The 12,852-nt window shown below is 75.6% G+C and carries 14 protein-coding genes and 4 tRNA genes; 7 read left to right on the top strand and 11 right to left on the bottom strand.

Annotated features, from left to right (window positions below):
* Positions 1-50: 50 nt before the first annotated feature.
* Together ACZ3IL_RS17150 and ACZ3IL_RS17145 are read right to left on the bottom strand one after the other, a co-directional pair.
* Positions 51-1,346, bottom strand: a complete 1,296-nt coding sequence (locus ACZ3IL_RS17150) for a serine/threonine-protein kinase (RefSeq protein WP_467391143.1) — start codon at positions 1,344-1,346, stop codon at positions 51-53.
* Entirely contained in the window at positions 1,346-1,912 is a 567-nt protein-coding gene (locus ACZ3IL_RS17145) for a DUF4365 domain-containing protein (protein ID WP_467391141.1), read from the bottom strand. Before ACZ3IL_RS17145 ends, ACZ3IL_RS17150 begins: the two co-directional genes overlap by 1 nt.
* A gap of 121 nt (positions 1,913-2,033) precedes the next feature.
* Here ACZ3IL_RS17145 and ACZ3IL_RS17140 point away from each other — a divergent pair, with 121 nt between their 5' ends.
* Positions 2,034-2,762: an exonuclease domain-containing protein gene (locus ACZ3IL_RS17140; RefSeq protein ID WP_467391138.1), complete on the top strand. Its 729-nt coding sequence runs from the start codon at positions 2,034-2,036 to the stop codon at positions 2,760-2,762.
* A gap of 61 nt (positions 2,763-2,823) precedes the next feature.
* On the opposite strand, the gene ACZ3IL_RS17135 is transcribed toward ACZ3IL_RS17140, so the two are convergent.
* Both ACZ3IL_RS17135 and ACZ3IL_RS17130 read right to left on the bottom strand, forming a co-directional pair.
* A tRNA-Val gene (locus ACZ3IL_RS17135) sits at positions 2,824-2,895 on the bottom strand.
* Between the two features lie 65 nt (positions 2,896-2,960).
* Entirely contained in the window at positions 2,961-3,446 is a 486-nt protein-coding gene (locus ACZ3IL_RS17130; RefSeq protein WP_467391136.1) for an SRPBCC family protein, read from the bottom strand.
* A gap of 93 nt (positions 3,447-3,539) precedes the next feature.
* Between ACZ3IL_RS17130 and ACZ3IL_RS17125 the strand changes: the two genes are divergently transcribed.
* Positions 3,540-6,080 carry an SCO7613 C-terminal domain-containing membrane protein gene (locus ACZ3IL_RS17125; RefSeq protein WP_467391134.1) on the top strand — a complete coding sequence of 847 codons (2,541 nt, stop codon included), beginning with the start codon at positions 3,540-3,542 and terminating at the stop codon, positions 6,078-6,080.
* A 59-nt stretch (positions 6,081-6,139) separates the two neighbouring features.
* Here the strand turns inward: ACZ3IL_RS17125 and ACZ3IL_RS17120 are convergent.
* Together ACZ3IL_RS17120 and ACZ3IL_RS17115 are read right to left on the bottom strand one after the other, a co-directional pair.
* Positions 6,140-6,214 (bottom strand) — tRNA-Val (locus tag ACZ3IL_RS17120).
* Between the two features lie 54 nt (positions 6,215-6,268).
* Entirely contained in the window at positions 6,269-6,691 is a 423-nt protein-coding gene (locus tag ACZ3IL_RS17115; RefSeq protein ID WP_467391132.1) for a TIGR02611 family protein, read from the bottom strand.
* Positions 6,692-6,879: 188 nt separating this feature from the next.
* Here ACZ3IL_RS17115 and ACZ3IL_RS17110 point away from each other — a divergent pair, with 188 nt between their 5' ends.
* Together ACZ3IL_RS17110 and ACZ3IL_RS17105 are read left to right on the top strand one after the other, a co-directional pair.
* Positions 6,880-7,293 (top strand): SsgA family sporulation/cell division regulator, encoded by a 414-nt coding sequence (locus ACZ3IL_RS17110; protein ID WP_015032345.1) that lies wholly within the window; start codon positions 6,880-6,882, stop codon positions 7,291-7,293.
* A gap of 191 nt (positions 7,294-7,484) precedes the next feature.
* Complete coding sequence (locus tag ACZ3IL_RS17105) at positions 7,485-8,042, top strand: CGNR zinc finger domain-containing protein (RefSeq protein ID WP_467391130.1); 558 nt, start codon at positions 7,485-7,487, stop codon at positions 8,040-8,042.
* Between the two features lie 75 nt (positions 8,043-8,117).
* Here ACZ3IL_RS17105 and ACZ3IL_RS17100 read toward each other — a convergent pair whose 3' ends face one another.
* Both ACZ3IL_RS17100 and ACZ3IL_RS17095 read right to left on the bottom strand, forming a co-directional pair.
* Positions 8,118-8,300 (bottom strand): hypothetical protein, encoded by a 183-nt coding sequence (locus tag ACZ3IL_RS17100; protein WP_467391128.1) that lies wholly within the window; start codon positions 8,298-8,300, stop codon positions 8,118-8,120.
* 122 nt (positions 8,301-8,422) lie between these two features.
* Positions 8,423-8,839: a hypothetical protein gene (locus tag ACZ3IL_RS17095; protein ID WP_467391126.1), complete on the bottom strand. Its 417-nt coding sequence runs from the start codon at positions 8,837-8,839 to the stop codon at positions 8,423-8,425.
* A 148-nt stretch (positions 8,840-8,987) separates the two neighbouring features.
* Between ACZ3IL_RS17095 and ACZ3IL_RS17090 the strand changes: the two genes are divergently transcribed.
* Positions 8,988-9,503 (top strand): DsbA family protein, encoded by a 516-nt coding sequence (locus tag ACZ3IL_RS17090; RefSeq protein ID WP_467391124.1) that lies wholly within the window; start codon positions 8,988-8,990, stop codon positions 9,501-9,503.
* A 150-nt stretch (positions 9,504-9,653) separates the two neighbouring features.
* Here the strand turns inward: ACZ3IL_RS17090 and ACZ3IL_RS17085 are convergent, their stop codons facing one another.
* From ACZ3IL_RS17085 to ACZ3IL_RS17075, 3 genes are all read right to left on the bottom strand, one after another.
* Positions 9,654-10,493, bottom strand: a complete 840-nt coding sequence (locus ACZ3IL_RS17085; RefSeq protein WP_467391122.1) for a GNAT family N-acetyltransferase — start codon at positions 10,491-10,493, stop codon at positions 9,654-9,656.
* A 63-nt stretch (positions 10,494-10,556) separates the two neighbouring features.
* Entirely contained in the window at positions 10,557-11,387 is an 831-nt protein-coding gene (locus ACZ3IL_RS17080) for an aminotransferase class IV (RefSeq protein WP_467391120.1), read from the bottom strand.
* On the bottom strand, positions 11,384-12,451 hold the full coding sequence (locus ACZ3IL_RS17075; protein WP_467391118.1) for a chorismate-binding protein: 1,068 nt from the start codon (positions 12,449-12,451) through the stop codon (positions 11,384-11,386). Before ACZ3IL_RS17075 ends, ACZ3IL_RS17080 begins: the two co-directional genes overlap by 4 nt.
* A 215-nt stretch (positions 12,452-12,666) precedes the next feature.
* Here ACZ3IL_RS17075 and ACZ3IL_RS17070 point away from each other — a divergent pair.
* Positions 12,667-12,739 (top strand) — tRNA-Gly (locus ACZ3IL_RS17070).
* A 39-nt stretch (positions 12,740-12,778) separates the two neighbouring features.
* Positions 12,779-12,852, top strand: a tRNA-Cys gene (locus ACZ3IL_RS17065).

The following is a 12,852-nucleotide window of genomic DNA, read 5'->3' as shown; positions in this document are numbered from 1 at the left end:
CTTACGGGCTCCGCCCCGCGCCCGTCCCCGGAGTTCCGGCCCGCCGCCCCTCAGTCCTCCGGCCCGCACGCCTCGCCGAAGAAGTCCAGGTTCTCGTGGAGCGCCTTCATCAGGCGGTCCCGCTCGGTCTCGTCGACCTGGACGGGGACGACCCCGGAGGCACCGGTGAGGCGCCGGAAGCCGCCCCGGCTCTCCAGACGGCCGGAGACGCGGATGGGGAGCCCGACGAGGTGGGCGTGCCCGGCGGTGCGGTACGCCTCCTCGTCCAGGGTGGCGCGGACGTACGGGACCTCCGCGCCGCCGAGGACGCGCAGCCGTACGGTGCCCTCGCCCCGGGTCCCGGAGCGGCGCATGCGGACGACGGCGCCGGTGAGGCGGACCGGCACGGAAGGCTCGCCGGCCAGGTAGCGGGCGCTCGCCTCGCGCAGGGCGGGCAGGTCGCCGGGGGAGAACTCGACGGGTTCGGGGCGGGCGGCGCACCCCTCGGGCGGTCCGGCGGCCGGGGCCCACTCCAGGGCGACGCGGGCGCCCTCCGTCCCCCGGACGAGGGTGATCAGGGCCTCGGTGAGTTCACGGCTGACGCCCGCCCCGACGGCGGCGTCGAAGGCCTCCGTGCCGCCGGTGGCCCGCCGGTAGTCGGTGGCCTCCCGGGCCGCGTGGAGCGCGTGGTGGAGCCGGACGGCGACCGGGCGGCCGGGGTCGACGGGCAGGAAGGCGGTGAGGCCGCGTCCCCCGGGGGCCGCCCCGACGAGGACGCTCTCCAGGGAGGCCCGGGCCGGGCGCCGGTGCCGGGCGCCGTGGTAGCCGGCCCGGCCGCGCACGGCGAGGGCCCCGGCGAGGAGGAGCCGGCGGGCGGCCGAGCCGAGCTGTTCCCGCACGGTCCAGGGGACGGTTCCGGCCGGGCCCGGAGGCACGTCCCGCCACCAGCGGATCTCGTCGCTGGGCACGGCGAGAGCGGTGAGGATCTCGTGGGCGGAGGGGGCGGGGCCGCGGGCGAGGGCGGCGAGGGCCTCGCCCAGGAGGTCCTCGCAGTCCGGGAAGGCGCGGCTCTCGGGGACGAGGAGGCTCGTGGCGGTGGCGTCCCCGGGCGGGGTCCAGCGGCTGTAGCGGCCGGGCGCTCCGCCGCGCCGCCGCCAGCCGTGGCGGGCGAGCAGGGCGCCGAGGACGCGCGGGTCGACGCGCCCGGGGTCGGGCGCGCCCCGGGGGCCGGCGGGCGGGCCGGGGAGTCCGGGGCGGGGGCCGGGGACCGGGTGGGGGCGGTGGGGCGGGAGGGCGGACCCGTATCCGGCTCCGCTCCCCTCTCCCCCGGCTTCGCCGGGGCCGGGGTCGTCGATCGGCCGGTGCATCAGGGTCTCCCTCCCACGCCGACCCGGGTCATGATCTCGCAGAGCGCCCGGTCGTCGAAGATCCGTGCCGTCGGCACGCGCACGGTGGTCCGGCGCCGCCCCGTGACCGGGTGTCCGGCCAGGTTGATCCAGTAGCAGCAGTGCCGCAGGTCGAGCCGGTCGTGGTGCGCCCTCAGCCAGTCCTCCCGGGACCTCGGGACGAGCATCACGACCAGGATCTTGTGCACGGACACGGGGGTCCGGGCCAGCTTCACCAGGTGGTCGTTGTCCAGGGTGAAGGAGAACGCGCTCCCGGAGGGGCGCGGCGGCACCTGGTAGGTGCACTTGAGCTGCACCTTGATGGTCACCTCGTCGTCGACGGTGTGCCCGGGAGCGCTGTGGCTCACGTGCCAGTCGATGCCGTTGTCCGGAAAGGGCTGGGACAGCGAGCAGCCGGCCGCGGCGGCGACGGCGTGCAGGTATCCCACCTGAAGGGTCTCCATGCAGGCGGTGGTGGCGAGTGAGCCGCGCGCCGGTGCCGTCCGCCGGGGCGGCGGCCCGCCCGGCCCGGGCTGGGCGAGCGCCATGTCTTCTTCCTTCCCCGTCCCTTCTGTTGTGACCGGTCCGCGTACGGCGCAAACAGTCCGGGTATCACCGTTTCGGGGCAGGGGGTTGGCCATCTGCCGCACGGGCGCAGGGAGTTCGGGGATGACGTTGCACTGGTACGAAGGGCCCCTGGCCGCTTTCGACACGGAGACCACGGGAGTCGACGTCGAGGGCGACCGGATCGTCTCGGCCGCTCTCGTCGTGCAGGACGCGGCGGGGGCACGTCCGCGGGTGACGCGCTGGCTGGTGAATCCGGGCGTTCCGGTGCCCGCGGAGGCCACCGCCGTACACGGCCTGACGGACGATCACCTCCGGCGGAACGGCCGGTGGCCCGCTCCCGTGATGGAGGAGGTGGCGCGGGCGCTGACCGAGCAGATCGCGACGGGGCGTCCGCTGGTGGTGATGAACGCGCCGTTCGACCTGACGCTCCTCGACCGGGAGCTGCGGCGGCACCGGGCGTCCACGCTCGGCGACTACCTGGAGGACACGCCGCTGTGCGTGCTCGACCCGCGGGTCCTGGACAAGCACCTGGACCGCTACCGGAAGGGCCGCAGGACCCTCACGGACCTGTGCGCCCACTACGGGGTGGAACTGACGGGGGCGCACGACGCGGCGGCGGACGCGACGGCCGCGATGGAGGTCGCGCGGGCGGTGGCGCGGCGCTTCTCGTCCCGTCTGGAGCGGCTGACCCCGGCGGAGCTGCACACGCTCCAGGCGGTGTGGCACGCGGCGCAGGCGCGGGGCCTCCAGGCCTGGTTCGCGCGGCAGGGAACGCCGGAGGCGGTGGACCCCTCGTGGCCGCTGCGCCCGGAGCTGCGGACGGCGGCGTGATCCGCGCGGCCGCGCGCATGACAGAGGCCGGCCCGTCTTTCGACGGACCGGCCTCTCCCGGTGGGCGATACTGGGATCGAACCAGTGACCCCTTCGGTGTGAACGAAGTGCTCTCCCGCTGAGCTAATCGCCCGGGAACGGGTTGAACCATACAGGCCTTCGCGCCCTTCCTTCAAACCGCCCCGGCCGCCCCGCTCCTCATCCGGCCGCCGCTCCCCGCCCGCGCCCCGCGGACGGGGCCTCCAGCCGGGCGGCGAGGCCCCGCCGTCCCCCGCGCATCATCAGGGCGTGGTTGGCGCGGAACACGGGCCGCCCGGGGACGGCGAGGACCCTCAGGAGCCGGGCGCGGACCTCGACCTCCTGTTCGTACAGGACGCGGGTGCCGGTCCCCTCCGGGGTGAGGGTCCAGCGCACCCGGCCCTCCAGGTCCCCGCCGAGGCCGATCTCCAGGACCCCGTCCGCCGGGTCGCGGCGCAGGGCTCGGACGGTGACGACGAGGTCGTACGGGAGGAAGGAGCGGAAGCGGGCGGTGCCGCGGTCGGCCGCGTCCCCGGCGGGGACCACCTCGCGGACCTGCGGCCACCAGAGGGGATACTCCTCGGCCCGTTCGAGGACGGCGTAGACGGCTCCGGGCGGGGCGGGGAACCGCCAGACGCTGCGGAAGCGGTAGTGGTTCGGGTCCATGCCCCGAGTGTGGGCGTACTCAGGGCCCCGGGGGGCGGAATCTGAGTACCGGGACCCATTTCCGGCGGCCGCCGCCGGGGCGACACTCCGCTCATGGACAACTCCCTGCCGCCCGCCGACGAACTGGTGCTCGTCGACCGCGAACTGGCCCGGCTCGACGCGCGCCGGGCCCAGTTGCTGACCCGGCGGGCCTGGCTGGTCCAGGTCCTGTACCGGCCCGCCTGGCCGGTGACGCCCCACCCGGCGGCGCCCCGTCCGGCGGTGCCGGTGACGGACTCGACCCCGCGGAGCGCGCAGAACGTGCTGCTGACGCTGGGCGGCACGCTGCTGACGATCGCGGCGGTCGCGTTCACCCTGGTGAGCTGGGGGTCGATGGGGATCGGCGGTCGCGCGGCGGTCCTGGCCGTGGTGACCGGCGCGGCACTCGCGGCGCCGGTGGCGCTGCTGCGCGGGAGCCTGGTGTCGACGGCCGAGGCGGTGGCGGCGCTGGGCCTGGCCCTGACGGTCCTCGACGCGTACGCGCTGCGCCGGGCGGTGGCGACCGGGGCGGACGGCGCGGCGTACGCGGCGGCGGCCTCGGCGGTCCTCGCGGGGGCGTGGGCGGCGTACGGCTCGGCGCTCCCCCGGCTGCGCGTCCCGCTGCCGGCGGCGGTGGCCGCCGCGCAGCTGCCGCTGCCGCTGGGCGTGCTCGCGGCCGGAGGGGGACCGGTGGCCCTCGCCTGGGCGGCGCTCGTCACGGCGGCGGCGGACGGGGCGGCGGTCCTGTGGGCGCGTCCGGTGGGGGTCCGGGTCACGGCGGGCGCGGGCGGGGCCCTGCTGGGCGGCTGGGCGTTCCTGACGGGCGGCGGGCTCTCCCTCTCCTCGCCGTGGAGCGGCGCGCCCCTGCTCCTGGCGGGCGCGGCGGTCTGCCTGTACGCGGCGTGGCGGCGGCCTTCGTGGGCGGTGGCGCTCTCGGTCGTCGCCGGCCTGGCGGTGGTGGCGGCCGCCGGCGGTCCGCTGCGGTCCGCGGTCCCGTCCGGCTGGGCGGTCCCGGGGTACGTGCTGTGCGCCCTCGTCCCGGCGTCGCTGGGGCGGGTGGGTGCGGGCGCCCGGCTGCCGCGCGGGGTCCGGACGGGCCTCTCGGCCGCGGGGGCGTCGGCGGCGGCCCTCGGGGTCCTGTGGGCGCTGCCGCCGGTCGTGGCGGGTGCGCTGGAGCCGGCGGCGAGGACGACGGGCGTCTGGTCGGGCGAGCACGCCGGGTCCGTCCTGGCCCCGTACCCGGCGACGGCCGTCCTGGTCCTGGCGGTGGCCGCCGCCGCGCTCACGACCGTCCCCCGCCTCGCGGCCCGGTGCGGGCTCGTCGTCCTGGCCTGGTCGTTCCTCACCGCCCTGCCGGTCTCCCTGGACCTGCCGTACGCGGCGGCGCTCGCCCTCCGGCTGCTCACGGCGGCGGCGGCCCTGTGGATCGCGGTCCGGCCCGGTCCGCTGACCCGCGGCCTGCCCCGGCCCGGGGCGCGGGCGGCCGGGGACGCGGGCGCTCCGGCGGCGACGGGGGCCCCGTGGCTCGCCGGAGCGTCGCCCCTGTCCCCGTCCGTGCCCCCGGTGGCGCCCCCGGCGGCAGGCCCGATGGCAGGCCCGGTGGCCGCCGCTCCCGGGCCCGTCCCGGCCCTTCCGGCTCCCCGGCCGGCGGAGCCGGGCGACGTCCTCGGGCGGCTCGCGTACGCCGCAGGCCTCGTGTCCGCCGCGGGGGCGCTCGCCCTCGCCCTGGACACGCGGGGTGCCACGTTCGCCGCGCTCACGGCGGTGCTCGCGCTCCTCACGGCGGTCGCCGTCCTCGGCACGGGCACGCGCCGGGCGGTCTCGGCCTGCGGGGCGGTGCTCGCGGCGGCGGGGCTCGTGCGGGCGGTGGCGGCGGCCGGCGGGTTCGAGGACCACTGGACGGCCCTCCTCCTGCTCCTCGTCCCGGCGGCGACCGCCGCCGTGGGCGCCAGGGCGCGGGCGGTGGCCCTGCCCGTCGAGATCACCGGCGGGGCGGTGGGCCTGACGGCCCTGGGCCTCGCCGGGTCCCGGCCGGCGTTCCTGGCGCTCGTCCTGGCGCTCGGCGGGGTGATCGCGGCGGCGACGGCGATCCGGCCGGAGCGGCGCCGCTTCGCCTCCTGGGCGGCGGCGGGGCTGTTCCTGCCGGCGGCCTGGGTGCGGCTGGGGGCCTGGGACGTGACGGTCCCGGAGGCGTACACGCTGCCGGTGACGGTCCCGGCGCTCGTCGTCGGGTTCCTGCGGCGGCGGCGCGACCCGGAGGCCTCCTCCTGGACGGCGTACGGTCCCGGCCTCGCGGTGACGCTGCTGCCGGACCTCGGCGCCGCGTGGACGGACCCGGGATGGACGCGCCCGCTGCTCCTGGGGGTCGCGGCCCTCGCGGTGACGCTGGCCGGGGCGCGGTTCCGGCTCCAGGCCCTCCTGGTCCTCGGCGGCGCGGTGCTCGCCCTGGTCGGGCTGCACGAGCTGGCCCCGTACGTGGTGCAGGTGGTCGGCGCGCTGCCGCGCTGGCTGCCGCCGGCCCTCGCCGGACTGCTGCTGCTCGCGGTGGGCGCCACGTACGAGCAGCGGCTGCGGGACGCCCGGAGGCTGCGGGAGCGGCTGGCGCGGATGCGCTGAGGGGGCCGGGAACGCCGAAGGCCCGGAGACGGTGATCGTCTCCGGGCCTTCGGTCCGGGTGGTGGGCGATACTGGGTTCGAACCAGTGACCTCTTCGGTGTGAACGAAGCGCTCTCCCACTGAGCTAATCGCCCGGGCGCACCGCATACGTTACCCCATGTCAGCGGGGCTCCCGAACCGGTGGAGGATCACTCGTCGATCTTCCACGGCATGACGAGGCCGAACTTCCAGAGGTAGATGCCGAGCAGGACGGCGACGATCACCAGGCCGACGGCGGTGAGGGCGATATTCCTGCGGCGGACCTTGGGGTCGAGGGCCCGCTGGGCGGCCTCGGTGACCTTGCGCTTGGTCCAGCGGAGCACGAGCTGTGCCCAGACGAACTCGGTCGCCCAGATCGCCATGCCCGCGAAGATGACCAGCCAGCCGGGGCCGGGGAGCGGCAGCATGACCACGCCGGCGCCGACCACGGCGAGTCCCACGATGAAGACGCCGACCTGCCAGCTCAGGTGCAGGGTCCGGCGGGCCTTGATGAACTCCGGCGCGCGAGAACCCAGTTCGGACCCCTGGCCGGCCGCCGTCTCTCCGGCGTGCTCGTCACTCTCCGCATGCATGTGCCCAACCTACCGGACCGGGGGCCGCCGCCGGAACGGGGTATTACCCATAGTTACACACGCCCAGACGAGCTACCTGAACGGCCACAAACCAGACAGAGGGGTTTACAACAGCACCAGAGGTGGCATGTCGATTGCGCCGACGTGCGAATCCCCGAGCGCACACTGAGCGAAAGGCCCTGGCGCTTATGAACACCACGGTCAGCTGCGAGCTGCACCTGCGCCTCGTTGTGTCGAGCGAGTCCTCACTGCCTGTACCCGCGGGCCTGCGGTATGACACGGCCGATCCCTATGCCGTGCACGCCACCTTCCACACCGGAGCCGAGGAGACGGTCGAGTGGGTCTTCGCCCGCGACCTTCTCGCCGAGGGGCTGCACCGGCCCACCGGCACGGGCGACGTCCGCGTCTGGCCGTCCCGTAGTCACGGTCAGGGAGTCGTCTGCATCGCGTTGAGCTCCCCCGAGGGAGAAGCCCTGCTCGAGGCCCCGGCGCGGGCCCTGGAGTCGTTCCTGAAGCGGACCGACGCCGCCGTGCCACCGGGCACCGAGCACCGGCACTTCGACCTCGATACGGAGCTTTCCCACATCCTGGCCGACAGCTGAACCAGGCAGGGAACCGCACGTCGCCGTCCGACTCGGGGAGACGGCGCCGCGCGGGTGGCTCTCCAGCACGTCATCCGGCGCCCACCACCGCGCAGCCGGCGCGGTGGTGGGCGCCGGTGCCGTCGTCCCGGCCGCGCTAAAGTCAGCGCCATTCCACGGGCGCCCGCCCGCGGCCGGCCAGGGAGCGAATCGTGCTGATCCCTCACGACACCCGGATCGCCCTCGACACCGTCGTCGATCTGATGAACACCGCGCCCCAGGGCGACCGCGACGACGCCCTCGCGGATCTCCGGGGCCTCCACGACTTCGTGCGCGCGCACAAGATCAGCGACGTGGGCGTCCTCGACGCCGACGACCTGCGGGCCGTGCGCGCGGTGCGCGAGAAGTTCGCGGCCGTCTTCTCCGCCCCCGAGGCCCGGATCGCCGCTCCCCTGATCAACCAGCTGGTGGCGGGCGCGGGCACCACCCCGCAGCTCACCGACCACGACGGCTACGACTGGCACGTGCACTACTTCGCGCCGGGCGCCTCGGTGGCGGACCACCTCGCGGCCGACTGCGGCATGGCCCTCGCGTTCATCGTCGTGGCGGGCGAGCAGGAGCGGCTGCGGCGCTGCGAGGCGCCGGACTGCGGCCGGGCCTTCGTGGACCTCTCCCGCAACCGCTCGCGCCGCTACTGCGACAGCCGGACGTGCGGGAACCGGCTGCACGTGGCCGCGTACCGGGCGCGCCGCAAGGAGGCGGCGGGCTGACGCCCGCCGCGGAGGCGCGACGGACGGGTGCGGGACGGACAGCGGCGCGGCGGGGGGCGGGGACGCGTCCGGGGGTCACAGTACGAAGAGGTCGTGCACGGCGGCCATGAGCAGCAGACAGCCGATCACCCCGAGGAAGATCATCAGCGGCGGCTGGGAGAGCGCGAACATGCAGCCGCGCGGCTCTTCGGCGGCGCCGGGGGTGTCGGCGGGAGCGTCGGTGGGGGCGGGGACGAGGTCCCGCGAGGTATTCGGCATCTCGGGGGGATGATCGCGCACGCGGCGCACCCGAAATTCCGGAAACCACCCCGAAGCGGGGGTCGTTCACTCCTTCCCGTGGTTCACCGAACCGGGACGGACACCGGAATCATCAGAAGCGGTCAGATTCCGTGCTTCTTCAGAATCGCCTCGATGTCACCGAAGTCGTCGTCCGCGGGCTGGGCGGACCGCGGCCTCGCCGTGGCGGCGGACGAGGGAGCGGAGACGCCCGGAGCCACGGCTCTCGGCTCGGCTCCCCCGGCGACCCGCGCCCGGCCGGCCCGGCGCCGCTCGACGACCCGGGTGGACAGCAGGAGGAGCCAGGCGGCGCCGAGCACGCCGAAGCCCGCCCAGACCACCGGGCTGAACGACAACGCGTCCGCGACCCAGGCGACGGCCCCCGTCATCACCAGACCGAGCGGCACCAGCGCGTAGGCGGCGGTCCGGGCGGCAGTGAGGAAGCGCTTCCGGTACGCCGCGATCGCGGCGATGCCCAGGCCCGCCGCGGACACCGCGGAACAGATGGTCTCGGCGAGCATGCTGGTCCTCCAGGTCCGGGTGATACGTCCCTTCCATCCTGCACGCCACCACCGCCCGGGGCCATGCCCCGCGGCCGGTCTCAGGGAGATCTCCGGGTCGTCCCGGCCGGGATCTCCTCCCCCGGTGCCGGTGAGGGAGACTGCTGCCATGAGCGACTCCACCACCGCACCCCTCTCCCCCGTCGTCCTGGAGGCGTGGTTCGACCTCCAGTGCCCCGACTGCTTCCGGGCCCTCGACGACGTCCACGCGCTCCGCGAGGAGTACGGCGACCGGCTCGACGTGCAGCTGCGCCACTTCCCGCTGGCGAAGCACAAGCACGCGTACGCCGCCGCCCAGGCCGCCGAGGAGGCCTTCGCGCAGGGGAAGGGCTGGCCGTACGCGGAGGCGCTGCTCGCCAGGACCGCCGACCTGGCCGAGCGGGGCGAACCGGTCCTCCTGGAGGTGGCGGCCGGACTCGGCCTGGACGCCGAGGAGTTCGACACCGCCCTGATCGACGGCCGGCACCTGCTGACCGTCGACGCGGACGAGGCGGAGGGCAGGGCGGTCGGGGTGACCGGCACGCCGACCTACGTCATCGGCGGCGAACGCCTCGACGGGGGCCGGAAGCAGGAGGGCCTGCGGGAGCGGATCGGGACGATCGCCGACCGGCTCCTGGGCGCCTGAGACCGGTACGTCCGCACATCCGCCCGACCGCCCGGTGCGGGGAGCGAGCCGGCCGGGGGCCGGGCGCGAGCGGCCGGGACCGGGCGCGGGACGGCGGGGACGCGGACAGGGGGGGACGCGGACGGCCGGCGGGACCGGCGCGACCCGGGGCTACAGCAGCGACTTGGCGCTGTTGACGTGGGTCGTGCGGTAGCCGAGCGACTCGTAGAGCCGGATCGCCGGGGTGTTGCCCGCGAAGACGTGCAGTCCGAGCAGGGTCTCCCCGGCCTCCCGCGCGACCCGCTCGGCGAGCAGCATCAGCGTCCTGCCGTGGCCGCGCCCGCGCTCCTCCTCCCGGACCTCGATGTCGTACACGTAGGCCGCCGGCCGCCCCGGTTCGAGTTCGGTCCGGCCGGTCCACAGGAAGCCGGCGGACCGGCCGTCGCGGACGAGGACGTGGATCGCCGCGCCGGGGGTGGCGAGACCGTCGGGGAGGAGCGCCCGATGGCTGTTCTCGGCCTTGGCGCGGGCCTGCTCCTCGGGGACGCCGCGCTCGATCCAGCTCCGCGCGAAGGCCTCCTGGGCCCGCTCCTCCCACACGGCGAACTCGGCCCCGGTCATCGGCCGGACCTCGGCGCCCTCCGGCAGCGCGGGAGGGACGGCGGGCAGTTCCTTGACCATGTTCCGGCTGCGCTCGGTGTAGCCGAGCGCGCGGGCCGTGCGCAGCGCCGCTCCGGCGCCGGCGGGCACCGACACCCGCACCTGGACGCAGCCCCAGCTCCGCAGCACCTCCTCGGAGGCGAGCGCGGCGACCGTGCCCCGGCCCCGGCCCCGGTCCGGCCCGTCGATCCGGATGTCCTCGATCACCCCCGAGGCGGCGCCGAAGGCGGGGTCGGTGGCGAGACGGACGGAGCCGACGCGGCGGCTGTTCACACACACGTCGTAGGTACGGGAACGGCCGCCGTCGGGCGACTGCTGAAGCGGCTCGGCCGGCCGCAGGGTGGTGGTCATCAGAGGTGTTCTACCCATCCCGCGCCCCGTCCGCCATCGGGTTTCGCGGGGCCCGGCCGCGTCTCAGCCGAGGAGCGGGTCCCGGTCGCGGGCCGCGTGCTCGTCGAAGACCCGCATGGCCTTGGCGGTCACCGGGCCGGGCGCGGACGACAGCTCCCGCCCGTCGACCCGGTGCACGGCCTGCACGTCGCGGAGCGTCGAGGTCAGGAAGACCTCGTCGGCGCTCTCCAGGACGTCCATCGGCAGGTCGGCCTCCTCCGCGCCGGTCCACCGCACGGCGAGGGCGCGGGTGATGCCCGCGAGGCAGCCGGAGGAGACGGGCGGGGTGAGGAGGCGGCCGTCGACCACGACGAAGACGTTGGAGCCGGTGCCCTCGCAGAGCCGCCCCGCCGTGTTGGCGAAGAGCGCCTCGGACGCCCCGTGCTCGCGGGCCCTGGCGAGGGCGACGACGTTCTCGGCGTACGAGGTGGTCTTGAGGCCGGTGAGGGCGCCGCGCTCGTTGCGGGTCCAGGGCACGGTGATCACGGCGGTGGAGTCGGGGCGGCGGACGGTCCCGCCGAGGGCGACGACGAGGCTGGTCCCGGCGTCCCCGCGCTCCGATCCGAGCGGGGAGAGGCCTCCGGTGTACGTGATGCGGAGCCGGCCGAGCTCGACCGGGTTGGCCTCCAGGACGGCGGCGCAGGCGCGGCGGACCTCGTCGAGGTCAGGATCGGGCAGGCCGAGGCCGCGCGCCGAGCGGGTGAGGCGCTCCAGGTGGAGGGTGAGAGCAAACGTTTCGCCACGTTCCGCCTTGACCGTCTCGAAGACGCCGTCGCCGACGGTCAGTCCGTGGTCCAGTACGGAGACCCGGGCGGTTTCCGCGTCGTGCAGACCGCCGTTGACCCAGAGTTTCATCGAGGAATGGCCTTTCCGGTCGCCCCGAGGGCGCCTGACTCGTAGGCGCCCGACGCTATCGCGACCAGCCGGGACGCCTTCAGCTCGGTCTCCTCCCACTCGCGCTCCGGGTCGGAGCCCCAGGTGATCCCCGCGCCGGTGCCGAAGCGCAGCACGCCTTCGGCGCGGTCGATCCAGAAGGTGCGTATGCCGACGGCCAGCTCGCCGGTGCCCGCGTCGGCGTCCACCCAGCCGACGCCCCCGCAGTACGGGCCCCGGGGCCCGGCCTCCAGGGCCTCGATGATCCGCAGCGCGCTGGACTTGGGGGCGCCGGTGACCGATCCGGGCGGGAAGGTGGCGGCGAGCAGTTCGGGCCAGCCGGCGTCCTCGCGCAGCAGGCCGTCGACCGTGGAGACGAGGTGGACGAGGCCGGGGTGCTCCTCGACCGCGCAGAGGGCGGGGACGGTGACGGAGCCGGTCTCGCTGACGCGTCCCAGGTCGTTGCGGACCAGGTCGACGATCATCACGTTCTCCGCGTGGTCCTTGGGGAGGAGGTCGGCGGCGGTGCGGCCGGTCCCCTTGATGGGGCCGGAGGAGATCCGGGCCCCTTCCCTGCGCAGGTAGAGCTCCGGGGAGGCGGTGGCGACCTCCACGCCGTGGGCGGGCAGGCGAATCGTTCCGGCGTACGGAGCCGGGTTGCCCCGGGCGAGGAGCGCGGTGAGGGCGTCCACGTCGGCGGCGGCCGGGTCCGGCAGCGGCGCGGTCAGCACCCGGCAGAGGTTCGCCTGGTAGACCTCGCCGCGCGCGATGTGCTCGCGCACGCGCCGTACGCCCGCCGTGTAGGCGGCGCGGTCGAGGGAGGACGTCCAGGCGTCCGCGGCGGGGCCGCGCCAGGCCCCCGGCACGGGCGGGGGCACCGGGTCCGGCCGCACGTCCCCGAAGCGGGCGCAGGTCAGGCGCCCCTCGAAGTCCGCGCAGACGGCCCAGAAGCCGGTGGAGTCCAGGGCCGCGGGGTCGTGGGTCACGTCCCGGAGGTCGGTCGCGACGAGGCCGCCGAAACGGGCCAGGGGGGCGAGGTCGTGCACGCTTCGAGTCTAGGTCCGCCGGGAGGACGGCAGCGGCCCGGGCGGCACGGGGGTGGACGCCGTGCCGGGCCCCGGGACCGCGACCGGGCCCGTCCCGGCGCGCGCCCGGTCGGCCCGCAGGTCAGCACGCTGCGGAAACGCGTTTTTGTACTGGCCCGGGAATCCGCTAGAGTTCAACACGTCGCCGGGACGCGCAAGCGGACCGGAAACGACAAGCGGACGTGGCTCAGTTGGTAGAGCATCACCTTGCCAAGGTGAGGGTCGCGAGTTCGAATCTCGTCGTCCGCTCGATGTGGGGGATCTTCCCGAACCCCTGTATTCACTCCTGGTGGAGTGGCCGAGAGGCGAGGCAACGGCCTGCAAAGCCGTCTACACGGGTTCAAATCCCGTCTCCACCTCCA

This window comes from Streptomyces sp. NPDC014907 (genome assembly GCF_055562975.1).
The sequence above is the reverse complement of the archived record's forward strand: the minus strand, read 5'-3'. Positions and strand labels throughout refer to the sequence as shown.

Bases quoted from the DNA above. Each gene is read 5' to 3' on its own strand.
- ACZ3IL_RS17150 (WP_467391143.1), bottom strand. From the start codon at position 1,346: ATGCACCGGCCGATCGACGACCCCGGCCCCGGCGAAGCCGGGGGAGAG.
- ACZ3IL_RS17145 (WP_467391141.1), bottom strand. From the start codon at position 1,912: ATGGCGCTCGCCCAGCCCGGGCCGGGCGGGCCGCCGCCCCGGCGGACG.
- ACZ3IL_RS17140 (WP_467391138.1), top strand. From the start codon at position 2,034: ATGACGTTGCACTGGTACGAAGGGCCCCTGGCCGCTTTCGACACGGAG.
- ACZ3IL_RS17130 (WP_467391136.1), bottom strand. From the start codon at position 3,446: ATGGACCCGAACCACTACCGCTTCCGCAGCGTCTGGCGGTTCCCCGCC.
- ACZ3IL_RS17125 (WP_467391134.1), top strand. From the start codon at position 3,540: ATGGACAACTCCCTGCCGCCCGCCGACGAACTGGTGCTCGTCGACCGC.
- ACZ3IL_RS17115 (WP_467391132.1), bottom strand. From the start codon at position 6,691: ATGCATGCGGAGAGTGACGAGCACGCCGGAGAGACGGCGGCCGGCCAG.
- ACZ3IL_RS17110 (WP_015032345.1), top strand. From the start codon at position 6,880: ATGAACACCACGGTCAGCTGCGAGCTGCACCTGCGCCTCGTTGTGTCG.
- ACZ3IL_RS17100 (WP_467391128.1), bottom strand. From the start codon at position 8,300: ATGCCGAATACCTCGCGGGACCTCGTCCCCGCCCCCACCGACGCTCCC.
- ACZ3IL_RS17095 (WP_467391126.1), bottom strand. From the start codon at position 8,839: ATGCTCGCCGAGACCATCTGTTCCGCGGTGTCCGCGGCGGGCCTGGGC.
- ACZ3IL_RS17090 (WP_467391124.1), top strand. From the start codon at position 8,988: ATGAGCGACTCCACCACCGCACCCCTCTCCCCCGTCGTCCTGGAGGCG.
- ACZ3IL_RS17085 (WP_467391122.1), bottom strand. From the start codon at position 10,493: ATGACCACCACCCTGCGGCCGGCCGAGCCGCTTCAGCAGTCGCCCGAC.
- ACZ3IL_RS17080 (WP_467391120.1), bottom strand. From the start codon at position 11,387: ATGAAACTCTGGGTCAACGGCGGTCTGCACGACGCGGAAACCGCCCGG.